The sequence below is a fragment of the Mesorhizobium sp. LCM 4577 genome (assembly GCF_001854795.2).
Classification (GTDB): Bacteria; Pseudomonadota; Alphaproteobacteria; order Rhizobiales; family Rhizobiaceae; genus Mesorhizobium; species Mesorhizobium plurifarium.
This window is the reverse complement of sequence record NZ_MDDU01000007.1, coordinates 104474-127417: the sequence shown is the minus strand read 5'-3', so window position 1 is coordinate 127417 and position 22944 is coordinate 104474. Positions and strand designations below refer to the sequence as shown.

Here is a 22944-nt window from a genome sequence, read left to right as displayed (position 1 = left end):
CTAGCCGCGATGGTTGGAGAAGGCCGCCAGCGCATCGACAAATGGCTGTTCTTCTCGCGCGCGGTGAAATCGCGCTCGCTGGCGGCGAAAATCGTCGTCGCCGGACGCGTGCGCATCAATCGCGACAAAGCAGCGCAGGCCTCGGATCTGGTCAAGCCCGGCGACGTGCTGACCATCACGCTCGAGGGCCGCATCCTGGTCTGGAAGGTGGTCAATTGCGGCACGCGGCGCGGCCCGGCCGACGAGGCGCGGCTGCTCTACGAGGACATGTCGCCGGCGCCGACGCCCAAAGGCGGAGCGGTTCCGGACGCCATTCCGGCACTGCGTGAGGCCGGCAGCGGCCGCCCGACCAAACGCGAGCGGCGGCAGACCGACCGCCTGCTCGGCGACGATTGAATAAGGTCGACCGTACCGCCGGCGGCGGCACCGTTGGATTTCCTTTTCCCGATGCCGACAGCGCCCGAATGCCCTGCCCTTGCAAGCAGCCGGCAAAGGCGTTACCTCAACTTGAAAAAGCCGAGCAAATCGGGACGTTCCGGAGCCTGCGATGACCTATGTCGTGACCGACAATTGCATCAAATGCAAATACATGGACTGCATCGAGGTCTGTCCGGTCGACTGTTTCTACGAAGGCGAGAACATGCTCGTCATTCACCCCGACGAGTGCATCGACTGCGGCGTGTGCGAGCCCGAATGCCCGGCCGACGCGATCAAGCCGGACACCGAGGGCGGTCTCGACAAATGGTTGCAGATCAACTCGGAATATGCCGAGAAATGGCCGAACATCACCGCCAAGAAAGAGCCGCCGGCGGACGCCAAGACCTTTGACGGCGAGCTCGGAAAGTTCGAGAAATATTTCTCGGCGGAGCCCGGCGAAGGCGATTGATGCTGGTGCCGGCAACACCGGCCTGACGCGACGTAACGGGACCGATACAATTACTGTCTTGACAGGCAGCGACCTCGTTTGGCGTTAGCGAACGCAGCAAAACCTTGATTCTTCCGACTTTTTGTGTTACATAAGCGAAACATGCCGGTGACACGACGTCGATTTATGGCGCTAACGCCCCAAATCACTGAAAGGTGAGCTTTTAGATCCGGACCAGAGCGATCTGGGGCAGGCGGTTGCATTCGTGCGATATGCCGGTCCCTGCTTTTCCGGTGGGTTCATCCTGTTGCGCGGCTGACGGTCGGCTATCGCCGACCCTATGGGTTCGCGCCGGCATGATGCCGGCTGCACAACTAAGGAGTTCAGGGCGTAATGGCAACGATCACCCCGCAGAAGAAGTCCAACGCGGCCCGCCACGGGTTCAAGACCGGCGAGTTCATCGTCTACCCCGCGCATGGCGTCGGCCAGATCGTGGCGATCGAAGAGCAGGAAGTTGCGGGTCACAAGCTGGAGCTGTTCGTCATCGACTTCCAGAAGGACAAGATGCGGCTCAAGGTTCCGGTCGCCAAGGCGACCTCGATCGGCATGCGCAAGCTGTCGGAAGAGGACTATGTCGACCGCGCGCTCAAGGTCGTGCAGGGCCGCGCCCGTATCAAGCGCACCATGTGGTCGCGCCGCGCCCAGGAATATGACGCCAAGATCAACTCCGGCGACCTGATCTCGATCTCGGAAGTGGTGCGCGACCTCTACCGCGCGGACAACCAGCCGGAGCAGTCCTATTCCGAGCGTCAGCTCTACGAAGCCGCGCTCGACCGCATGGCTCGCGAGATCGCCGCGGTGAACCGCATGTCGGAGACCGAGGCGGTGCGCCTCATCGAGGTCAACCTCAACAAGGGTCCGAAGCGCGGCGCCAAGGCCGACAACGAGGAAGCCGAGCAGGAAGAAGCTGCCTGAGCTTTCCGCTCAATCGAATACGAAAAACCCGGCCGAGGCCGGGTTTTTTGTTTCGGGAGCCTTCTTTCTTCTCCTGAGTTCAAACGCCAGCGTCCTTCTGTGCTTCCTCCTGCCGCAGCGAGGCAATAAAGCGCTTGGTCCGCTCGCGTTCAGGATTGTCGAAGACGACCGAGGCCGGTCCCTTCTCGACGATCGAGCCGGCATCGAGGAAGACGACCTCCTGCGCGATCTTGGAGGCGAGCCTCAGATCATGCGTGGCCATCACCATCGTCGTGCCTTCGCGGGCCAGCTGCCCGAGCACGTCGACCACTTCCTGCGCCAGTTCCGGATCGAGCGCCGAGGTCGGCTCGTCGCAAAGCAGCACGCGCGGCGACGGCGCCAGCGCCCGGGCGATCGCCACGCGCTGCTGCTGGCCGCCGGACAGCGTCGCCGGCCAGGCATCGGCCTTGTGCGCCATGCCGACCTTTTCGAGCAGCGCCATCGCCCGCTCGCGCGCTCGCGCCTCCGGCCATTTCAGCACCGTCACCAGCCCCTCCATGACATTCTCGATCGCCGTGCGATGCGGAAAGAGCTGGAAATTCTGGAACACCATGCCGGTCTGCAGGCGGATGCGCTGAACGTCTTTGGCCGGCACCTTGACGCCGGGATGGAACGCAAGCGTCTCGTCGCCGATGCGCAGGGAACCGCACGTGGGAATCTCCAGCAGGTTGATGCAACGCAGGAGCGTGCTTTTGCCGCCGCCCGAAGGGCCGACCAGCGCGGTCACGCTGCCCTCGTCGAGGCTGACAGTGACGCCCTTCAGCACCAGATTGTCGCCGAAGCGCTTTTCGATGTCGGTGAGGCCGATCATGCGTTGGCCTCCAGGAACCCGCCATAGCGGTTGAGCCGCACCTCCAGCCGCGCCTGCAGCGCCGACAGCACCGAACTCAACGCAAGATAGAGTGCCGCCGCCTCCACATAGAGGATCAGCGGCTCATAGGTGGTGGCGACGATGCGCTGCGCGGCCTGGAACATCTCGGGCACGGTGATCGCCGCCGCGAGCGAGGTGTCCTTGACCAGCGAGATGAAGGTGTTGGAAAGCGGCGGCACCGCGACGCGGCCAGCTTGCGGAAGGATGGTGCGCCGCATCGCCTGGTTCCAGGTCATGCCGATCGAATAGGAGGCCTCCCACTGGCCCTTCGGCACCGAGCCGATGACGGCGCGGATGATCTCGGAGGTATAGGCGCCGATGTTGAGCGTGAAGCCGATCAGGGCGGCGGGAAAGGCATCGAGCAGGATGCCGACCGAGGGCAGGCCGTAGAAGATCAGGAAGAGCTGCACCAGAAGCGGCGTGCCGCGAAAGATCCAGACATAGAATCGCACCAGCGCGACCAGCGGCTTCGGGCCGAACAGCCGGATCAGCGCCGTCACCAGCCCGGCGATCAGCCCGAGCGCGAAGGACAAAAGCGTCAGCGGCACGGTGAAGATCAGCGCCGCCCATAGCAGCGTCGGCAATGATTCCAGCATCAATTGCAGCCAGTGCGGCACGGGGCGCTTCTCCCTTCCAGATACGGCGGCGCGTTCCCCCGTATGGGCTGACTATCACGCAAAAACCGCCGGGCCGTCAAAGACGGCCCCGATGAATGTCGTGTAAAAAATGGCGGGCCGTTTTTGACGGCCCGCCATTTTCCGAACAAAGGAACGATTGGCTTACTTCGAAACGTCCTGACCGAAATACTTGTCGGCGATCTTCTGGTAGGTGCCGTCGGCCTTGATGTCGGCCAGCGCCTTGTTGATGGCCGCGACCAGCTCCGGATCGCCCTTGCGTACGATGACGCCGGAATAATCGGCATTCTCTTCCTGCGCGGCGATCTTCACATTGGCGTCCGGCTTGTGCTTCTTGAAATCAAGGAAGGACAGGCTGTCGTTGATGGTGGCGTCGGCGCGGCCGGTGAGCAGAAGCTGGATCGACTGGTCGAAGCCGTCGGTGCCGACGAGCTCGGCGCCGTTCTTCTCAGCGAGCTTGCCGAAATTCGAGGTCAGCGACTGCGCCGACTTCTTGCCCTTGAGATCGGCAAAGGTCTTGATGTCTGTGTTGTCGCCGCGCACGATCAGCACCGCCTTCGAAGCGATGTAGGGATCGGAGAAATCATACTTGGCCTTGCGCGCATCGGTGATGCCGACTTCGTTGATGACGGCGTCGTAACGGTTGGCGTCGAGGCCGGCGATCAGCCCGTCCCACTTGCCTTCGAGGAACTCGACCTTGACGCCGAGCTTGTCGCCGATGGCCTTGGCGATCTCGACGTCGAAGCCGACCAGCGCGTTGGACTCGTCGTGATAGGTGAAGGGCGCGTAGGTGCCTTCAGTACCGACCTTGAACACCCCGGCCTGCTTGATCTGGTCGAGATTGGCGCCGGCATGGCCGGCGGTGATCGCCAGAACCTGCAGCGTTCCGGCGAGAAGGAGCGGTTTGAGCCATTTCATTTTTCTGTGATCCCGTTTTGACCGGTGCCCGGCGCGATTGTGAGAGCCGGAAACTGACAGATAGAAGGCTGCAAAATAAGGAACCAGATTTCAAATATCGGCTCCACCAGAAATCTGATTCTCAAATCGACCGAAAATCCGCCAAGCAGCTTTTCCTGGCCGATAACAAAATGTTCCCGCCGGCAACATCTGCCCCCTCGGGCGGCGGAACCATCCATGCGCCTGACACGTTGCATGGCTGTTGTAGGGCGCGGCGGCGTCTTTTCAACCGTCATACGCGCAATCGTGGCAAAGGAGCCGACATGATCGAGGACGCGGCAGGGCGGACACTGGTCCGGGCGGCAATGAGGGCTCCCTATCTCGAGCGCGACGAGGAGCATGTGCTTGCGCTCCGCTGGAAGGAAGAGAACGACCAGCATGCGCTGCACAGGATCACCGTCGCCCATATGCGCCTGGTCATCTCCATGGCCTCGAAATTCCGCCATTACGGCCTGCCGCTCGGCGATCTCATCCAGGAGGGTCATGTCGGCTTGCTCGAGGCGGCGGCGCGTTTCGAGCCCGCGCGGGAAGTGCGCTTCTCGACCTATGCCACCTGGTGGATCCGCGCCTCGATGCAGGATTATATCCTGCGCAACTGGTCGATCGTGCGCGGCGGCACCAGCTCGGCGCAGAAGGCGCTCTTCTTCAATCTCAGGCGCTTGCGCGCCCGCCTTGCCAACGGGGCCGAGCCGATTTCCAACGCCTCCCTCTACCGCGAGGTCTCGGCGGCGCTCGGCGTTCCGGAGGCCGACGTGGCGATGATGGATTCGCGCCTGTCTTCGCCCGACAGCTCGCTCAACGCGCCCCTGGCCGACGAGAACGGCGCCGCCGAGCGGATGGATTTCCTGGTCTCCGAAGACCCGCTTCCCGACGAGATCGTCGGGGAGAGGATCGATGTCCAGCGCCGGGCCGTCTGGCTGAAAAGCGCGCTCGGCGCGCTCAACGCCCGCGAGCTTCGCATCATCGAGGAGCGCAGGCTGAGCGATGACGGCGCCACGCTGGAATCGCTTGGCGAACAGCTCGGCATCTCCAAGGAGCGCGTCCGCCAGATCGAGGCCCGCGCCATGGAAAAGCTGAAGCTGGCCCTGGTGAAACAGAACCCGGAATTTCTGGCGGAGGCCGCCTAAGGCTGATCAGCCCTCGAATTCGATGATAAGATATTAGTAAATAAGAAAATATCGCCACCGGAGCAATTTTCCTCCATCCTACTTCCGGATTGTGAGGTCTTTAACAGATCATTGCGTCGCAATTGGCCCCTTTGAAGCCTCCAGATCACACATGGGGGATTTGCCATGCTGCGATGCTTCGCACTCCTTGCTGCTTTGATCCTCGTGGGTTTCACGACGCTCGAAGCGCATGCCGATCGAAGGGTTGCCCTCGTCATCGGCAATTCGCAATACCGCGAGATCCCGGCGCTCAAGAACCCGGACAAGGACGCCGAGGATGTATCGAAGACATTCCGGCTGGCCGGCTTCGAGGTCTTCGCGGCCAAGGACCTCACCAGGCTTCAGTTCGAAGAGAAGTTCCGCAACTATCTGGCTGCGGCCGACGGCGCCGATCTGGCGGTCGTCTATTATTCAGGACACGGCTTTCAGATCGGCGGGGAGAACTTCCTGATCCCGGTCGATGCGTCGCTGAAAGATGCGGCCGACATGGAAGTCCAGGCCATCAAGGTCAATGACATACTGCGGCAGCTGCGCTCGAGATCGAAGATCCAGATGGTCATCCTCGACGCCTGCCGCAACAATCCCTTCCCACGCAAGGACTATTGGCTGCGCGACYAGTTGATCGTCGCCGGCGACAGCGGACTTGCACAGGTAACCGGTTCGCAGAACACGCTGATTGCCTTTGCCACCGAACCGGGCGCGGTCGCCTACGACGGCTCCGGCGACCTTAGCCCGTTTTCATCGGCCTTCTCCCGCCGTGCGCTGACGCCGGACCAGGAGATACGCTCGGTGATGGCGGCCGTGCGCCGCGATGTGGTCAAGGCGACCAACGGCAAGCAGGTGCCGTGGGAGAACTCATCGCTGATCGACGACGTCGTGCTGATGCGCGGGACCGAGCAACCTGCGCCGCCGCCCGACACTGAGCAGGATCAGCAGACGGCGGAGCGCGGAATCGAAGCCGCCGCCGCTGCCGAAGCGATTGGAAATCGCGACATCCGCGTCCCGGTCGGCGTCGGCCCGGTTCCGCTGAAGCTGGATTTCCCCACCAAGGATGCCGGCGTCAGCCTCAAACTTGCGAGCTACCCGGCGACGGGAACGCTGTCCCTGCCGGATCGCGTGCTGTCGCCGCAATCGAGCCTGAAGGCCGCCGAGGTCGGCAATCTGCGCTACGAGCCGCAGATCGGCTCGGCCGCTCCCGTCGACATCGGCTTCCAGATCCGCGCGGGCAGCGCCGCGAAACAGGCGACGGTGAAGCTGTCGCCAAACGTCGATCCTTGCGACCAGGCCGCCGGCGAGCCGCTCGACCTGCAGGGTGTCGTCCCAGGCCGCTTGCCGAACGAGATCGGCGGCGGAGCTGTCGAAGCCTGCGAGGCGGCGGTGAAATCCTATCCCGACATTGCGCGCTTCCGTTACGAGTTGGGGCGGACGCTTCTGGCGTCCGGCAGGATCGACGAAGCCAGACAGGCGATCCAGGAGGCCGCGGACAAGGGACATATCCGCGCCCTGTTCGCGCTCGGCTCTATCGGCTCCGTCGACTTGGCGAAGGCGAACGACCTCTATTCGACAGCGTCCGACAAGGGAGACCCCTACGCCATGGCCGTCTGGGGCCGCGCTTTGTTCGACGGTCTCGGCGTCCAGCGTGATACCGGCAAGGGGCTCGACCTGCTGCTCCAGGCAGCGGCGATGGGACATGTCGATGCCATGAAGAACCTTGCGATGATCTTCAAGGAAGGCCGCAATGGCGTACCCACCGACCCGGACCGCGCGCTGGCTTTCCTCAAGGCCGGCATGGAGCGGCAGGACGTGTACTCGATGGGCATCCTGGGCCTTGCGGCGCATCTCGCGCGTCCCGCGGTCATGGCTTGCAAGCCCCCGAAGGTCATCACGAAGATAAAGGTGGTCCGCGTGCCCGTGTCGAAACCGAAGACCATCGCACCGACAGTTCCAGTAACGCCAACGGTCAAGCCGGTGCCGCCGGAAACCGGGAGGACACCCTGGAGTGGCGGCAACCAGGGCGCCAATCGCGCCGGCGGCGGCAGTACCGGTGGTGGCCAAAGTGAGGGTGGCGAAACCGGCAGCGACGGCTTGTGACGACAACGGCTCCCGACCGGGCGATTGTTCAAGCAGCCGACGGAGCCCGGTCGGGCTGAACTCGCGACACGCTACCTGTCGGTGACGATCTTGACCTTGTCGCCGGCCGATACGCTGGCGCCGGGCGACATGGCGTTGAGCACGCGGAAGAGGTCTAGCTTGCGGTCGACGCCGACCATCTGGGCCGCGAGCGAACCCATCGTCTGGCCGGCCTGGACGGTGACGACCCGGATATGCAGCGGCTTCAGCGCCGCCTTCTCGGCCGGGCTCAGCACGCGGAAGGAGCCGCTGACCGAGCGCGCGACCGGGTCCAGCGCGGTGCTGGCCGAAGGCGCGGCCGTCAGCAACCTGTAGACCTGCCCGCCGGCGCGGATCACCGCGATATCGAACTGCCAGCCTTGCGCGCTGGCATGCGCCATAGCCGCCTCGTTGCCGTTGACCGTCTCCTGGCGCACGCTGGCGTCTTCGAGCCCCGCCACCCAGCCGCTGCGGATGTAATCGGTGAGCGAGACCGACTTGTCGATCGCCACGCCATCGAAACGGATGGCGATGTCGCCCGGCCCGGTCGCGGTCACCGCGGCCGCCGAATTGTCGATGACGAAGCCGTCCGGCACCGTGAAGGAGACGCCGAGATTGGGGTGCATGAAGGTCTGGCCGCGCACATAGCCTTCTTCCGGCGTGTCGCCGTAGAGCAGGCCGTCTATGCCGGCCAGAAATGCGTCGCGGTCGCGCGTGCCGACGCCGGGCGGGCCGAAATTACGCGCAAGGCGCTGCGCCAGCTCGATGCGCTGTGGCGTGTTGGGGTGCGTCGCCAGGAAGTCGAGGCTGGCGTCGGTGGCGCCGCTGACCGAGCGGAAATCCGTGTAAGCCGACATCGACTGCAGGAAACGGCCGGCGGCGTAAGGATCGTAGCCCGCCTCGCCGATCGACTTGATGCCGATGGCGTCGGCCTGGAGTTCCTGGTTGCGCGAGAATTGCGCCAGCCTCAGCTTGCCGCGGATCAGCGCCGCCTTGGCCGTCGGACTGTCGCCGAGCACGTCGGAAACCACCTTGGTCGCCAGGCCTTCCTCGGCCTCGAGCTGCTGCCGCTGCAGGCCATGGTTGGCGGTGACGTGGCCCATCTCATGCGCGATGACGGCGGCAAGCTCGGAGGAATCGTTGGCCAGCGCCAGCAGCCCGCGCGTCACATAAAGATAGCCACCCGGCAGCGCGAAGGCGTTGACATTGGGTGAGTTGAGGATGGTGATGCGATAGGTCTGGGTCGGGTTGGCCGACACCACCGTCAGATTGCCGACGACCTTGGCCACCATGCGTTCCAGCTTAGGATCGGAATATTCGCCGCCATAGGTGGCGAGAATCCGTGGATGCTGCGCTTTCGCCATTTCGGCGAGCTTGGCGTTGGCGACGACGTTGTCGACGGTGATCGGCTTGTCGGAAGGCTGGAAGCCGCTCTCCTGCACGTCCGGCGGCGTGAACATCTGGCAGCTGGCAAGCGCCACGGCAACGCTCGCCAGCGCGAAAAATCGTGCCAGTGGCCTCATCCACACTTTCTCAGTGCCGGTCGACAGATCGGCTTCCTTTCGACATCTTTCGGCAAATCACGGCCCAGCCGGACCAGCATGGCCGGACCTAGCCATACTCCCCCGGACAAGGCAAGCAAACGCCGGATCACCCGTTGCCGGTTTGGCCGTAAATTATGTCCGCTTCCGGGCAATATGTTGTGATCCGGCAACGGTGCCGCCTTGATCGCCGATATAGCGCCTGAACGCATCCGGTCCAGACCGGTCGAAGAAATCGTCGGCCGGCCCGGCCGCCGCGATCGTGCCTTCATCGAGAAATGCCACGTCCTGGCCGATGCGGCGCGCATCCTCCGGCTGATGCGTGACGAACAGCACCGTCATTTCGCGTTCGGCATGGATGCCGGCGACAAGATCGAGCATGTCCTCGCGCAGCGCCGGGCCGAGCGATGCGAAAGGCTCGTCGAGCAGCAAGACCGGCCGGTCGCGCAGCAGCACCCGCGCCAGCGCCACGCGCTGCCGCTCGCCGCCGGAAAGCTCGCGCGGCAGCCGCTTTTCCTTGCCCGCCAGGCCCACACGCGCCAGTGCCTCGGCGACGGCAACGCGGTCGGCCTCGCCGAGTTTCAGCGACGGCGAGCGGCCGAGTCCGACATTGGCTTCGACCGAAAGGTGGGCAAACAAATTGTTTTCCTGGAACACCATCGACACCGGTCGCGCCGAAGGCGGCGTGTCGCCGATGTCGATGCCGCCGATCAGCACCCTGCCCGCATCGGGCGTTTCGAAGCCGGCTATCAGATTGAGCAGCGTCGACTTGCCGGAACCGCTCGGCCCCATGATGGCGGTGATCCTGCCCGCCGCGAATTCGGCATCGAAGCGGAAGGAAGATTCGCCGTAGCTGAACGCGATACCATCCAGCGTGACGGTGAGGCCCTTATGCGCGGCGGTGCCGTCGATCGTCGTCGTCATGACTTTCCTTCCCGCCCCAGCCAGTCAGCAACGACCACCAGCATCAGGCAGACGAGGCCGAGCAGCAAGGCGAGTCCCGCGGCGTCGGCGGTCCGGTAGCTGCCCATGCGCGCCAAAAGCAGATAGGGCAAGGTCTGTACGGAATCGCTGCCGAACAGCGCGATCACCCCGAGATCGCCGAGCGACAGCGCCATGGCGAAGGCGAATCCGGTGGCCAAGGGCCGCCTCAGCGACGGCCAGTCGATCAGGCTGAGCCGGGTCCAGCCGGATATGCCGAGCGCCAGGCAAAGCCGCTCATGGCGTTCGCTCGCCGCATCATAGGCCGGGCGAATGGCGCGGATGGCGAAGGGCATGGCCATCACCGCATTGACGGCGACGACCATGACCGGCGCGATGGCGAAGACATCGGTGATGCTGCGCAACGCCAGGAACCAGCCGGCGCCAAGCACGATCGGCGGCACGACGAGCACGAAGCCGGCTCCGGTGTCGGCGGCGTGCTCGAGCAGCGACATGGCGCTGCCGGCACGGCGCCGCAGGGCCAGCGCGCGCCGCGCCGCGATCAGCGCCAGCGACAAGGTCACGCTGAGCAGCGCCGCAAGCAAAGCAAGGCCCGCGCTGGTGAGCGTCGCGCGGCGCACCGCCTCCTCGCCCGCCAATCGGCCGAGATCGGCCTCCAGACCTGAAACCACCGTCGCCGCCATCGGTCCGGCGACGAACAGCAGGGCAAGCACGATGAGGCCGCCATTCAGCACGCTCTCCATGCGGCCCGCCGAAAGGTAGCGGCGCGGCGCCACCGGCAGATTGGCGTCGCCGACGGCGTTGGCGCCGAGCCGCGTGAGAGCGACGACCACGATGAAGGTCAGCGCGATCTGCAACAGCGTCAGCACCACGGCGCGCGCGGGATCGAAATCGAAGCGCAGCGCCTGGTAGATGGCGACCTCCAGCGTCGTCGCGGCCGGACCGCCGCCCAGCGTCAGCACGATGGTGAAGGAGGTGATGCAGAGCATGAAGACCAGTCCGGCGATCCCCGGCAAGGCCGCGCGCAGCACCGGCCATTCGATCAGCCGGAAGGCCGGGCGGGCGCTCATCCCAAGCTGGCTCGCCAGTCGCCACTGGTCGGCGGGAATGGTGCCCAGCGACTCCAGGAACAGGCGCGTCGCCAAGGGCAGGTTGAAGAAGACATGCGCGACCAGGATGCCGGAGAGGCCGTAGATGCCGGGCCATTCTCCGCCGCCAAGCCCGGCGAAGACGCCGGCAAAGTACCCGGCGCGACCGTAGAGCGCCAATATGCCGAGCGCGGCGACGATTGCCGGCAATGCCAGCGGCACGGTGAACAGTTGCAGGATCAGTCGGCGGCCGGGAAAGGCTGGATGCCGGGACAAGGCGCGCGCCACGAGCAGCGCCGGCGCGACCGACAGGAGCGTCGAGAGAGCCGCCTGCCAAAGCGTGAAGCGGGCGACGCGAAAGAGATAGCTGTCGAAGGCGGCGGCAGCGCCGGAGAGGTCATGCGCGCCTTCGATGGCGAGGCCGGCGAAGGCGCCGCCGATGAGGATGGCGATTGCTGCAAGAGCGATGACGCCAGCGGTTATGCGGGAGTCACGCGTGGCGTGCACGCTGCACCTTGTTGAGATTCAGCGAACGCCGCGTTCCTTCGCGCCCCCCTCTGGCCTGCCGGCCATCTCCCCCTCTAGGGGGGAGATTAGCAGCTTCGACGCCCCGCTTAGTCCTGCAGCATTGGAGATTGGCGAAAGTCGGCGTGACAGCCAATCTCCCCCCTTGAGGGGGAGATGTCCGGCAGGACAGAGAGGGGGGCCTTGGCGCAAGCATCGCAGCCCTACTTGCTCATCACCGCCAGCCACTCATCCACCCAGGCCTTGCGGTTGGCCGCCACTTCCTCAGGACTGAACAGCAAGGTCTTGGTCGGCTTCACCAGCTTGTCGAAGGCCGGGTTGAGCGGCTTGTCGGTCTTGCCGGCCGGGAACATCCAGTTGGTCTCCGGAATGACGTCCTGGAACTTCGGTCCGGTCATGAAGGCGATGAATTTCTGCGCCAGCGGGTTCTTCGCGCCGGCCGTGGTGATGCCGGCAACCTCGATCTGCAGGTATTCGCCCTCCTCGAAGGAGGCCGCCTGGTAGCGCTCGGTGTTCTCGGCCACCATGTGGTAGGCCGGCGAGGTGGTGTAGGAGAGCACCATCGGAGCCTCGCCCTTGGTGAACAGGCCATAGGCCTCGCTCCAGCCCGGCGTCACCGTCAGGACCTTGGTCTTGAGCTTGGCCCAGGCTTCCGGCGCCTTGTCGCCATAGACAGACTTCACCCACAAAAGCAGGCCAAGGCCGGGCGTCGAGGTGCGCGGATCCTGGATGACGATCTTGTCGGTGCCGCTGCCTTCCACCAGCTCCTTCAGGCTCTTCGGCGGGACTTTCAGCTTCTGCGTGTCGTAGACGACGGCGAAATAGCCATAGTCGAAGGGCACGAAAGTGTCGTCGCTCCAGCCTCCGGGCACATTGATCCCGGAGACTTCGCCATGCGGCGCGAAGAGGCCGCTCGCCTTCGCGTCCGCCGTCAGATTGGTGTCGAGGCCAAGCACGACATCGGCTTTGGTGCCGGCGCCTTCGAGCTTGACGCGGTTGAGCAGCGCCACACCGTCGGCCACCGAGACGAATTCGAGATCGCAGCCGCATTCGGCCTCGAATTCCTTCTTCACGGCCGGTCCGGGTCCCCAATCGGCGGTGAAGCTTTCATAAGTATAGACGGTGAGCTTGTCCTTGGCCTYGGCAGGCGCGACGCCCGCCAGAAGCGCAACAAGGCCGGTTGCGAGAATGAGATTGGACAGCATTGCGCGCATCGGCGCCTCCTTCGTTCGAGTGACAAGGAATTGAGGCGCCGGATGGTCCGAAACGTCTAATCCCTCCGCCGGTACAAACCGGATCAGGTTCAGCGGGTTGGCTTGATCGCCTCTCAGCCGGATCACGTCCGGCACCCCGTTAGAGCGTTTCGACAGATAGGCCCGGCCGAAGCGGCGCGCAAGCGGAAGTTTTGCCGGGCAGCTAATGTTCGCCGGCAGGGTTCGCAACCGAAGCGCACTGCATCCGGCTTCCGTTTCGCCCGGTGGGCTGGTAAGGGCGACGCCCATGGGCACATTCACCATCCTGCTTGGCGGCGAACTCATCCGCACGCCCCGGCTCGAACGCCAGATCACTGGCTCGCGCGTCATCGCCGCCGACGCCGGCATCGGCCATGCCCGCTTGCTGGATATCGTCCCGGAACTCTGGGTTGGCGATTTCGATTCGGTGCCGGCCAACCTGCCGGATGATCTCGCCGCCGTTCCGCGAAAAGTCTTCCCGGCCGAGAAGGACATGACCGACGGAGAGCTCGCCATAGCGGAAGCGCTTCAGCGCGGCGCCACCAGCCTGGTGCTGGCCGGAGCCTTTGGCGGCAAGCGCGCCGACCATGCCGTCCTGCATCTGGCGCTGGCCGTGCGGCTGGCCGCCGCCGGCACGCGGGTGCTGCTGACGAGCGGCGCGCAGGAAGGCGTTCCGATCCTGCCCGGCAAATCGAGCTTCGACTATGATGAGGGCACCTTGTTTTCGGTGCTCGGCTTCTCCGAGCTTGGCGGCCTGACTGTGACCGGCGCCAAATGGCCGCTCGACCGCGTCGAGGTGGCGTTCGGCTCCTCGCTCACTATATCAAACGAGGTCAAAGGGCGGCTCGGCATCGCGCTGGAGCGCGGCCGGGCGCTGCTTCTGGCCCACCCTTATCCTCTTCCAGAAAGCTGATATGGCGCCGCCACTCCTCAACCTCGACGGCATTAAACTGACCTTCGGCGGCACGCCGCTGCTCGACGGCGCGGCGCTCAGCGCATCCGCCGGCGAGAAGATCGCGCTGGTCGGCCGCAATGGCTCGGGCAAGTCGACGCTGCTCAAGATCGCCGCCGGCATGATCGAGCCGCAGGACGGCGAGGTCTTCCGCCAACCCTCGGCCACGGTCCGCTATCTGCCGCAGATGCCCGACATGGACGGTTTCGCCAGCGTGCGCGCCTATGTCGAAGCCGGCCTCGGCCCGGCCGACGATCCGCATCGCGCCACCTATCTGATGGAACATCTCGGCCTCACCGGCGAGGAGCGGCCGAACGATCTTTCAGGCGGCGAGGCGCGCCGCGCTGCGCTAGCCCGTGTCATGGCGCCCGAGCCCGACATCCTTTTGCTCGACGAGCCGACCAACCATCTCGATCTCTCGGTCATCGAGTGGCTGGAAGAAGAGCTTGCCCGCACCTCTTCCGCGGTGATCCTGATCTCGCACGACCGCCGCTTTCTCGAGCGCGTCTCGCGCGCCACCGTCTGGCTCGACCGCGGCCAGACGCGGCGCCTGGACAAGGGCTTCGCGCATTTCGAGGAGTGGCGCGACCAGGTGCTGGAGGAGGAGGAGCGCGAGCAGCACAAGCTCGGCCGCCAGATCGTGCGCGAGGAGCACTGGCTGCGCTACGGCGTGACCGCCAGGCGCAAGCGCAACATGCGCCGGCTCGGCGAATTGCAGACCATGCGCCAGCGCTTCCGCAGCCATCGCGGCGCCGAGGGCACCGCCACCATGGTGGCGAGCGACGCCGCCGAATCCGGCAAGCTGGTGATCGAAGCCAAGGCCATCGACAAGAGCTTTGGCGACCTCACCGTGGTCAAAGGGTTCTCGACCCGCATCCAGCGCGGCGACCGCGTCGGCCTGGTCGGCCCGAACGGCGCGGGCAAAACGACATTGCTGAAGATGCTGACCGGAGAGCTGGCGCCGGATGCCGGCACCGTGCGGCTCGGTGTCAATCTCGAGATCGCGACGCTCGATCAGAAACGCGAGGCCGTCGACCCGCAGGAGACGCTGGCGCACTACCTGACCGACGGGCGCGGCGAGAACCTGCTCGTCAATGGCGAGCAGCGCCATGTCGTCTCCTACATGAAGGATTTCCTGTTCAAGCCCGAGCAGGCGCGCACGCCGGTGCGCGAGCTTTCCGGCGGCGAGCGGGCGCGGCTGCTGCTGGCCCGCGTTCTGGCGCGGCCGGCGAACCTTCTGGTGCTCGACGAGCCGACCAACGATCTCGACATGGAGACGTTGGAACTGCTGCAGGAATTGGTCGCGGGCTTTGCCGGCACGGTGATCCTGGTCAGCCACGACCGCGACTTCCTCGACCGCACCGTCACCAGCGTGATCGCGCCAGAGGGCAACGGCCGCTGGATCGAATATGCCGGCGGCTATTCCGACATGCTGGCGCAGCGCGGCGGCTCGAAGCTAGAAGACCGCAAGGCAAGGTCGAAGGCCGAGACCGCCGAGGCTTCGCCGAAAGCCGAACAGACAGCACCCAAGGGTCCAGCGAAAAAGCTCTCCTTCAAGCAGAAGTTCGCGCTGGACTCCCTGCCGAAGAAGATCGAGGCGGTGACGGCCTCGATCTCGCGGCTGGAGAACAACATCGCCGACCCCGCCTTCTACGAGCGCGATCCCGTCTCGTTCCAGAAGACCATCGCCGCGCTCGACAAGGAGCGCACGACGCTTGCCGCACTCGAGGAAGAGTGGCTGGAGCTGGAGATGCTGCGGGAGGAGATGGAGGGGTAATACCGCGTTCATTGCAAAGGCGGTACCGTGCGCATAAGATATGCGCATAATGAGGACGCCATCATGCGCAAGATAGCAGCGAACGCGGTCCGTCAACCGGCTAATCTGTCGATCGATTCTCAACTTATGGCGGAAGCCAAGGGGCTCAACGTGAATGTCTCGCGTGCCGCGGAAGCCGGTATAGCGGAAGCGGTTGCTGCGGAGAAAACGCGGCTGTGGAAGCTTGAGAACCGTGCGACGATGGAGGCCTGGAACGACTATGTCGACAAGCATGGCATCCCGCTCGCCGAGCATCGGCAATTCTGATGGCGCGCTACGACGTCTTCGCCAGCGGCATCGAAGGCGGCTATTTGCTCGATGTTCAATCCGGCCTGCTCGACCACTTCAAGACTAGGGTCGTCGTTCCGCTTCTGCCGCTGACCTCGACGCCTTCGCCGATGCGCAAGCTGCATCCGGTCTTCGAGATCAATGGGCGCAAGATGGTGATGGCTACTCACCTGATCGCGACAGTGGCTGCGACCGAACTCGGTGAAAATCGAACCAACCTCATAAGCCACCACGACGAGATCGTCGCCGCGCTCGACATGCTGTTTCAGGGCTTCTGAGCGGCGGCGGCTTAAACCGCCGCTGCCCCTCACCCCGACGTCTTCGTCGCCCAGGCCTTCAGCGCCTCGTCGAACACTTTCTCGCCCGGGATGCCCTTTTCCATGGTCAGCAGCGCGCGGCGTCCGGTCTTGTAGACCACCGGCACGTCGATCCAGTCCTGGCCTCGAAGCAGCGTCAGGTTGGCGTCCTCGTCCGCCTTGGTGTCGTTGAGCGCGACGAGGAAGAAGCCGTCGGCGATCTTGGCCGGAATGCCGATCAGCGGGCTGCCGGCATCCTGCTCGGAGCTCTTCATGGCTATGCGCAGGATGTTATCGACGCCGCCGCCGTCAAACCCTTCCGGCGTCAGGAAGATCATCTCGATGATGTGGCTGGCCGGCAAGGTCTGGTCGGTGTTGCGCCGGATCGTCATGCGCAACTGGATGTTCTTGCCGGGGATCGTCGCCTCGGCGCGGATCGCCGGTTCCGGCGGCAGGTCGCCGCCGGGCGATTCCTGCACCAGCGACCAGACGATGCTGCCGGGCTCGGCCGTGCCCTGCTGGGTGCTCGTGCGCTCCTCATAGAAGATCGCCTTCTGCCCGACCGGCACGGTCGCCTCGGCGGTCGCCGGCGCGGGCGGCGTCGTGCCTGCGGCCGGCGGCGTTGCTCCAGCCGCGGGCGGCGTGGCGCCTGCCGCTGGCGGTGCGGTTCCGGCCGCCGGCGGGGTCGGATTGGCCGCGTCGGTCGCCGGCGCTGTTCCTCCGGCAGGCGCGCCAGGCGTTTGCGTGGCCGCAGCAGGCGGGGTCGTCGCTGGCGCCGTTGTCGGCGCGGCCGGCGGCCGCGACGTCAGCGCCGCGACGGATTCGCCCTCGCCGATCGTGGCCTGTCCGCCGGCGGGGCCGGGATCGGTCTCCTTGCCCTCGGGCGTCAGGCGTTGTGTGAACTTGGTCGTCTCCGCGGGCTCGCTGGCGGCGGGGGCCGGCGCGGCGGCCGTCTCGGTGGCGGGCTTGGCCGGAGCCGGCTTCACCAGAGGCTCGGTCGAGACCGTCTTGCTGCCGCCGCCAAGGCCGAAGAGCGAGCCGAACGCGTTCTTGTTCAGCCATATGCCGTAGCCGCCGCCCGCCAGCACCAGGAGCGCGATGAGAGCGGCGATCAAGCCGCCATAGCCGCGCTTGCGCTCCTGCGGCTGTGGCCGCAGGCGCTGGAAGGTGTCGGCCGGCTGCTCATCGCTGGCAAAGACATCGCCGCCATCGTCGGCATCGTCCATGCCGGCCACGCCCACATCGTCTTCGCGCGGCGATGGCATCGGCGGCGTCGCCTTCTGCCAGGCAGGCTCCGCCTTCGGCGCTGCCTGCCAGCTTGGCTCGGTCCTTGCCGTGTTCTGCCAGGCTGGCTCGGCCTTCGCAGGGTCCTGCGGCGCGGGCTCCGCCTTCGGCGCGCTTTGCCAGCTCGGTTCCGTCCTGGCGGGCGGGGCCGCCGGCTTGAACGGTTCGGATTTGAACGGATCCGGCTTCGCAGCCACAGGCGCCGCCGGCTGGCGGGAGTGGTTCGGCTGGTTCCTGTTGCGGTCGATGGAAGAGAAGATATGCTCCAGTTCCGCCAGCGGATCCTCGGCCGGAACGCGTTTGACATAGTCGCGCTCGACGCTGGAGATGGCGTCTTCCAGCGAGCGCTTCTGCTTGCTGACGACATCGGGTGCCAGCGGCGGGGAATATTCGGCGAGCTTCTTCGCCAGCACCGCGCGGGCACCGTCGTATATCTGCTTGCGCACCTCGAACGAAGGATCCCCCTTCTTCTCGAGCTGCTTTTTCAGAACACTAACGAAATCTGCCATGCGTCAGGTGACCTGCATTCTTTTTCCCGCCGGCCGCAAATCAGCCATAGCGCCGGGAAGGGCTGCGAAACTAGTCTTGAAACGGGTCGGTCACAAGTATTGTGTCGTCCCGTTCGGGGCTGGTGGAGAGCAGCGCCACCGGGGCGCCGATCAGCTCCTCGATATAGCGGACATACTTGACGGCTTGCGCCGGCAAATCGTTCCAGCTTCTGGCGCCGGCCGTGGTTCCCTTCCAGCCTTCGAGGGTCTCGTAGATGGGTTCGACCCGCGCTTGCGCGCCCTGGCTGGCCGGCAGGTAATCGATCGTCTCGCCGTCGAGCCGGTAGYCGGTGCAGACCTTGATCTCGTCGAGCCCGTCCAGCACGTCGAGCTTGGTGAGCGCGATGCCCTTGATGCCGTTGACGGCGACGGCCTGACGCACCAGCACCGCATCGAACCAGCCGCAGCGCCGCTTGCGTCCGGTGACGACGCCGAATTCGTGGCCGCGCGTGCCGAGGAACTCGCCGATCTCGTTCTTCTGCTCGGTCGGGAACGGTCCCTCGCCGACGCGCGTCGTGTAGGCCTTGGTGATGCCKAGCACGTAGCCGATGACGCCGGGGCCGACGCCGGAACCGGCTGCCGCTTGGCCCGCCACGGTGTTGGACGAGGTGACGAAGGGATAGGTGCCGTGGTCGATGTCGAGCAGCGTGCCTTGCGCGCCCTCGAACAGGATGCGCTCGCCGGCGCGGCGCTTGTCGTCGAGCACCTTCCAGACGCGGTCCATATAAGGCAGGATCTCGGCGGCCACCGAAGTCACCTCCTGCATGATCGCCTCATGCGTCACTTCCGGATGGCCTAGCCCGCGGCGAAGCGCGTTGTGGTGCGTCAGCAGCCTGTCGACCTTCAAGGGGAGCGTTTCCAAATCCGCCAAATCCATCACCCGCACCGCGCGGCGGCCCACCTTGTCCTCATAGGCGGGGCCGATGCCGCGGCGGGTCGTGCCAATCTTGGTTCCGGAATTCGAAGCGGCGTCTTCGCGGAATCCGTCCAGCTCCCGGTGCAGCGACAGGATAAGCGCGGTGTTTTCGGCTATTTTCAGGCGCTCCGGCGTGACCTCCACGCCCTGTTCCTTGAGCTTCTTGGCTTCGGCGACGAAGGCATGCGGATCGAACACCACGCCATTGCCGATGATCGAAAGCTTGCCCTGCCTGACCACGCCCGAGGGCAGCAGCGACAGCTTGTAGACCTTGCCGTCGACGACCAGCGTATGGCCGGCATTGTGGCCTCCCTGGAAGCGCACGACCACATCGGCCCGTTCCGACAGCCAGTCGACGATCTTGCCCTTGCCTTCGTCGCCCCACTGCGAGCCGACGACCACCACATTGGCCATGTTCTTTTCCCTTGAAATGCCGCGCGGGCGGCCTGAAACGACAGGCCTCTATAGCGTCAAGCGCCGGCCGGCGCGACCCTTTCTTTGCCGCCGAAACCATCCTTTGGCACGTCACCCCCGAACCGAAGGCCGGCGAACGCAAAGGCGACTACCGGCCTTCTGAGGATATTATGCTCCGGCCAGGAGTCGGATCAAAAAGGCGCCGCCGGCGAACGTCAACCCGGTTCAGGCATAACAAAATCCGGCTTTCGCATCATTTACTTGCCGCCGCTGCCGCACTACCCCGGCCTTGACCCTTTAACGCATTGCGCCGCGCCGGATTTGCCGATGCACCGAGCCGCCTATCTTCTGCTTCTGTCGACCATGCTGCTATGGGGCGGCAACTCGGTGGCGGGCAAGCTTGCCGTCGGCCATGTCTCCCCGATGATGCTGGTGTTCCTGCGCTGGGTGATGGCGGTGCTGATCCTGCTGCCCTTCGGTTGGCGGCCGCTGCGCGAAGACTGGCCAAAGCTGCGCAGGCACTGGCGGCTGGTCGCGGCTCTCGGCACCTGCGGCTTTACATTCTTCAACGTCATTTTCTACACCGCGCTCAACTACACGACCGCCATCAACGTCTCGATCGAGCAGGCCGCGATCCCGATCGTCATCATCCTCGCCAATTTCATCTTCTTCCGGATGCGCGTTCAGGCTTTGCAGATCGTCGGCGTCGCGCTCACCATCGTCGGTGTCGCGCTGACCGCGAGCCATGGCGACCTTCGTCAGCTGCTGAAGCTCGACCTCAATTTCGGCGACGCCATCATGCTCGTCGCGGTGCTTTGCTACAGCCTCTATTCGGTCGGGCTGCGCCTGAAACCCGCCATTCGCTGGCAAAGCCTGATGCTCGCCTTATCGATCTCGGCGCTTCTGACCTCGGTGCCTTTCTTCATCTGGGAGATCGTGGCCGGCCGCGTCATCGTGCCGGACGCGCACGGATGGGCGCTGACGCTCTACACGGCGCTCGGCGCCTCCGTCATCGCGCAGATCTTCTACATCAAGGGCAACGAGCTGATCGGCGCCAACCGCGCCGGACTGTTCATCAACCTGGTGCCGATCTTCGGCACGCTGCTTTCGGTGCTGATCGTCGGCGAGCAGTTTCAGCCCTATCAGGCTTTCGCGCTGGCGCTTGTCCTCGGCGGCATTGCCCTTGCCGAATACAGCGGCAGCAGAACAGTGCTGCAGACCGGATGATATCTGCCGCATAATGTTCCAAGCAGTCGTCAGCAACTTCTATCCCACTAAGGATATTGATATTTTCGATATACCAAAGCCTGTGGCGGCATTGACTCTCTCAACTTTCGACGAACAGATGCCACGGCCGGGTTGTTTTTCATCGACCAGAGAGGGAACCATGAATTTCCGGATGTTCTTGGCGCTGATCGGCGCCGTTGTCGGCCTCGCGGCCTTTCCCGCATCGGCGTCGGCGGCCACGGTCGCCCACACCACGACATCGCTGAATGTGCGCAGCGGCCCGGGCACGCACTATGCGAAGATCGCAACCTTGCCGGCGGGCCAGAGGGTGACGCTGAACCTTTGCCAGGGCAGCTGGTGCTCGATTGATGCGGCCGGGATTCACGGCTGGGCGAGCGCGAATTACCTCGAGCGTTCCCACGTCGTTCGACCCGTGATCGTGCAGCCGCGCATCGTCGTTCGCCCGCCGCATTACCGCCCGCACTGGCCGCACAAGCCGCAACGGCCGCGCCCGCCCAAGCCGCACAAGCCCCAGTGCAAGATCGCGCCCGGCTTCCCCTGCAAGTGAGGTCGATCAAGGCCTGACAGAATTGAAACGCCCCGCTGCTGTCCCAGGCGGGGCGTTTCAATTTCAATCGCCCGGCGCGTTCACTCGCCGCCGACGTCGAAGCGGAGCCGCTTCGCCGAGTCGATCGACTTGTGCCCCCGCACCTGCTCCAGCACTTTTTCCGGAAACGGCGCGTCGAGATAGAGCAGCGCGATCGCATCGCCGCCAGGCCGGTTACGGCCGAGCTGGAAGTTGGCGATGTTGACGCCATTCTCGCCGCACACCGTGCCGAGCAGGCCGATGATGCCGGGCGCGTCGGCATTGGTCGTGTAGAGCATGTGCTGGCCGACCTCGGCGTCGAGATTGATGCCCTTGATCTGGATGAAGCGCGGCTTGCCGTCGGAGAAGCAGGTGCCGGCGATCGAGCGCGTCATGTGCTCGGTCTTGACGGTGAGCTTGATATAGCCGTCGAACACGCCCGATTTGTCGCGCTTGACCTCGGCGACGATGATGCCGCGCTCCTTCACCATGATCGGCGCCGACACCATGTTGACGTCGGCGACCTGCGGCCGGATCAGGCCTGCGAGCGCCGCGCTCACCAGCGCGCGCGTGTTCATCGTCGCGGTCGAGCCGTCGAACAGGATCTCGACCTCCTTGATCGGGTCCTCGGTGACCTGGCCGACAAAGGCGCCGAGCACTTCGGCGAGCTTGACGAAGGGTTTCAGCCGCGGCGCCTCCTCCGCGGTGATCGAGGGCATGTTGATGGCGTTGGAGACCGCGCCCTTGATCAGATAGTCGCTCATCTGCTCGGCCACCTGCAGCGCGACATTCTCCTGCGCCTCGGTGGTCGAGGCGCCGAGATGCGGGGTCGCCACGACATTCTCCATGCCGAACAGCGGGTTGTTTTCCGCCGGCTCGACCTCGAACACGTCGATGCCGGCGCCGGCCACCTTGCCGCTCTTCAGCGCGGCGACCAGGTCGGCCTCGACGACCAGCCCGCCGCGGGCGCAATTGATGATGCGAACGCCGTCCTTCATCTTGGCGATCGCGGCCGCGTCGATGATGTTGCGCGTCTTGTCGGTCAGCGGCGTGTGCAAGGTGATGAAGTCGGCGCGGGCGAAGAGCTCGTCGAGCTCGACCTTCTGGACGCCGAGCTCCTCGGCGCGGCTGTCCGACAAGAACGGGTCGAAGGCAATCACATGCATCTTCAGGCCGACGCCGCGCGTGGCGACGATCGAGYCGATATTGCCGCAGCCGATCACGCCCAGCGTCTTGCTGGTGATCTCGATGCCCATGAAGCGGTTCTTTTCCCATTTTCCCGCATGCGTCGAGGCGTTGGCCTCCGGGATCTGGCGCGCCAGCGCGAAGATCATGGCGACCGCGTGCTCCGCCGTGGTGATCGAATTGCCGAAGGGCGTGTTCATCACGATGATACCCCTGCGGCTGGCGGCCGGGATATCGACATTGTCGACGCCGATGCCGGCGCGGCCGACGACCTTGAGCCTGGTGGCGGCATTGATCAGCTTCTCGGTGACCTTGGTCGCCGAGCGGATGGCGAGGCCGTCATACTGGCCGATCACCTCGGCGAGCTTTTCCTTGTCCTTGCCGAGATCGGGCAGATAGTCGACGTCGATGCCGCGATCCTTGAAGATCTGCACGGCGGTGGTGGAAAGTTTATCCGAAACGAGAACGCGGGGCGTCATTGCGGCCT

At 64.8% G+C, this 22944-nt stretch carries 22 protein-coding genes and 1 riboswitch; of the genes, 11 read left to right on the top strand and 11 right to left on the bottom strand.

Features of this window, described 5'->3' with window-relative positions; translation table 11 throughout:
- Positions 1–9: 9 nt before the first annotated feature.
- The 3 genes from LCM4577_RS12165 to LCM4577_RS12155 all read left to right on the top strand — a co-directional run bounded on the left by LCM4577_RS12165 (position 10) and on the right by LCM4577_RS12155 (position 1840).
- Positions 10–396: an RNA-binding S4 domain-containing protein gene (locus LCM4577_RS12165; RefSeq protein ID WP_040991755.1), complete on the top strand. Its 387-nt coding sequence runs from the start codon at positions 10–12 to the stop codon at positions 394–396.
- Between the two features lie 151 nt (positions 397–547).
- A complete protein-coding gene (gene fdxA, locus LCM4577_RS12160; RefSeq protein ID WP_071071354.1) occupies positions 548–886 on the top strand; it encodes a ferredoxin FdxA in 339 nt (112 codons plus the stop codon).
- A 372-nt stretch (positions 887–1258) separates the two neighbouring features.
- Positions 1259–1840 (top strand): CarD family transcriptional regulator, encoded by a 582-nt coding sequence (locus LCM4577_RS12155; protein ID WP_071071352.1) that lies wholly within the window; start codon positions 1259–1261, stop codon positions 1838–1840.
- A 79-nt stretch (positions 1841–1919) separates the two neighbouring features.
- Here LCM4577_RS12155 and LCM4577_RS12150 read toward each other — a convergent pair whose 3' ends face one another.
- The 4 genes from LCM4577_RS12150 to LCM4577_RS12135 all read right to left on the bottom strand — a co-directional run bounded on the left by LCM4577_RS12150 (position 1920) and on the right by LCM4577_RS12135 (position 4578).
- Positions 1920–2690, bottom strand: a complete 771-nt coding sequence (locus LCM4577_RS12150) for an amino acid ABC transporter ATP-binding protein (protein ID WP_071071350.1) — start codon at positions 2688–2690, stop codon at positions 1920–1922.
- Positions 2687–3367, bottom strand: a complete 681-nt coding sequence (locus tag LCM4577_RS12145) for an ABC transporter permease subunit (RefSeq protein WP_041000882.1) — start codon at positions 3365–3367, stop codon at positions 2687–2689. Before LCM4577_RS12145 ends, LCM4577_RS12150 begins: the two co-directional genes overlap by 4 nt.
- A gap of 162 nt (positions 3368–3529) precedes the next feature.
- A complete protein-coding gene (locus tag LCM4577_RS12140) occupies positions 3530–4303 on the bottom strand; it encodes an amino acid ABC transporter substrate-binding protein (RefSeq protein ID WP_071071348.1) in 774 nt (257 codons plus the stop codon).
- Positions 4300–4578, bottom strand: a complete 279-nt coding sequence (locus tag LCM4577_RS12135) for a hypothetical protein (protein ID WP_131803458.1) — start codon at positions 4576–4578, stop codon at positions 4300–4302. The genes LCM4577_RS12140 and LCM4577_RS12135 overlap by 4 nt, the downstream gene beginning before the upstream one ends.
- A gap of 27 nt (positions 4579–4605) precedes the next feature.
- On the opposite strand from LCM4577_RS12135, the gene LCM4577_RS12130 reads away from it, so the two are divergent.
- Together LCM4577_RS12130 and LCM4577_RS12125 are read left to right on the top strand one after the other, a co-directional pair.
- The gene (locus LCM4577_RS12130; RefSeq protein ID WP_041000887.1) at positions 4606–5469 is read left to right on the top strand and encodes an RNA polymerase factor sigma-32; all 864 of its coding nucleotides are present in this window, start codon (positions 4606–4608) and stop codon (positions 5467–5469) included.
- Positions 5470–5634: 165 nt separating this feature from the next.
- Positions 5635–7599 carry a caspase family protein gene (locus LCM4577_RS12125; protein ID WP_071071344.1) on the top strand — a complete coding sequence of 655 codons (1965 nt, stop codon included), beginning with the start codon at positions 5635–5637 and terminating at the stop codon, positions 7597–7599.
- A gap of 71 nt (positions 7600–7670) precedes the next feature.
- On the opposite strand, the gene LCM4577_RS12120 is transcribed toward LCM4577_RS12125, so the two are convergent.
- The 4 genes from LCM4577_RS12120 to thiB form a co-directional block, all read right to left on the bottom strand.
- The gene (locus tag LCM4577_RS12120; protein WP_071071342.1) at positions 7671–9140 is read right to left on the bottom strand and encodes a M48 family metalloprotease; all 1470 of its coding nucleotides are present in this window, start codon (positions 9138–9140) and stop codon (positions 7671–7673) included.
- 153 nt (positions 9141–9293) lie between these two features.
- The gene (thiQ, locus tag LCM4577_RS12115; protein WP_041000890.1) at positions 9294–10082 is read right to left on the bottom strand and encodes a thiamine ABC transporter ATP-binding protein; all 789 of its coding nucleotides are present in this window, start codon (positions 10080–10082) and stop codon (positions 9294–9296) included.
- The gene (thiP, locus tag LCM4577_RS12110) at positions 10079–11695 is read right to left on the bottom strand and encodes a thiamine/thiamine pyrophosphate ABC transporter permease (RefSeq protein ID WP_071036012.1); all 1617 of its coding nucleotides are present in this window, start codon (positions 11693–11695) and stop codon (positions 10079–10081) included. Before thiP ends, thiQ begins: the two co-directional genes overlap by 4 nt.
- A gap of 221 nt (positions 11696–11916) precedes the next feature.
- Complete coding sequence (gene thiB, locus LCM4577_RS12105) at positions 11917–12918, bottom strand: thiamine ABC transporter substrate binding subunit (RefSeq protein WP_371410045.1); 1002 nt, start codon at positions 12916–12918, stop codon at positions 11917–11919.
- 52 nt (positions 12919–12970) lie between these two features.
- Positions 12971–13076, bottom strand: a riboswitch (TPP riboswitch).
- Between the two features lie 137 nt (positions 13077–13213).
- Here thiB and LCM4577_RS12100 point away from each other — a divergent pair.
- The 4 genes from LCM4577_RS12100 (at position 13214) to LCM4577_RS12085 (ending at position 16279) form a co-directional block, all read left to right on the top strand.
- The gene (locus LCM4577_RS12100; protein WP_041000895.1) at positions 13214–13858 is read left to right on the top strand and encodes a thiamine diphosphokinase; all 645 of its coding nucleotides are present in this window, start codon (positions 13214–13216) and stop codon (positions 13856–13858) included.
- A 1-nt stretch (position 13859) separates the two neighbouring features.
- Positions 13860–15674 carry an ABC-F family ATP-binding cassette domain-containing protein gene (locus LCM4577_RS12095; protein WP_071071339.1) on the top strand — a complete coding sequence of 605 codons (1815 nt, stop codon included), beginning with the start codon at positions 13860–13862 and terminating at the stop codon, positions 15672–15674.
- Between the two features lie 63 nt (positions 15675–15737).
- Positions 15738–15980, top strand: coding sequence for a type II toxin-antitoxin system CcdA family antitoxin (locus tag LCM4577_RS12090; protein ID WP_040991729.1), 243 nt, complete (start codon positions 15738–15740; stop codon positions 15978–15980).
- Positions 15980–16279 (top strand): CcdB family protein, encoded by a 300-nt coding sequence (locus tag LCM4577_RS12085; protein WP_071071337.1) that lies wholly within the window; start codon positions 15980–15982, stop codon positions 16277–16279. Before LCM4577_RS12090 ends, LCM4577_RS12085 begins: the two co-directional genes overlap by 1 nt.
- Positions 16280–16308: 29 nt before the next feature.
- On the opposite strand, the gene LCM4577_RS12080 is transcribed toward LCM4577_RS12085, so the two are convergent.
- Together LCM4577_RS12080 and LCM4577_RS12075 are read right to left on the bottom strand one after the other, a co-directional pair.
- Positions 16309–18090 carry a hypothetical protein gene (locus LCM4577_RS12080; RefSeq protein WP_071031472.1) on the bottom strand — a complete coding sequence of 594 codons (1782 nt, stop codon included), beginning with the start codon at positions 18088–18090 and terminating at the stop codon, positions 16309–16311.
- A 70-nt stretch (positions 18091–18160) separates the two neighbouring features.
- The gene (locus tag LCM4577_RS12075; RefSeq protein WP_071071335.1) at positions 18161–19459 is read right to left on the bottom strand and encodes an adenylosuccinate synthase; all 1299 of its coding nucleotides are present in this window, start codon (positions 19457–19459) and stop codon (positions 18161–18163) included.
- Between the two features lie 327 nt (positions 19460–19786).
- On the opposite strand from LCM4577_RS12075, the gene LCM4577_RS12070 reads away from it, so the two are divergent.
- A complete protein-coding gene (locus LCM4577_RS12070; RefSeq protein WP_071031470.1) occupies positions 19787–20686 on the top strand; it encodes a DMT family transporter in 900 nt (299 codons plus the stop codon).
- A 13-nt stretch (positions 20687–20699) separates the two neighbouring features.
- Complete coding sequence (locus tag LCM4577_RS12065) at positions 20700–21254, top strand: SH3 domain-containing protein (RefSeq protein ID WP_244508300.1); 555 nt, start codon at positions 20700–20702, stop codon at positions 21252–21254.
- Positions 21255–21334: 80 nt separating this feature from the next.
- Here LCM4577_RS12065 and serA read toward each other — a convergent pair whose 3' ends face one another.
- On the bottom strand, positions 21335–22936 hold the full coding sequence (gene serA, locus LCM4577_RS12060) for a phosphoglycerate dehydrogenase (RefSeq protein WP_071071333.1): 1602 nt from the start codon (positions 22934–22936) through the stop codon (positions 21335–21337).
- Positions 22937–22944: the final 8 nt, after the last annotated feature.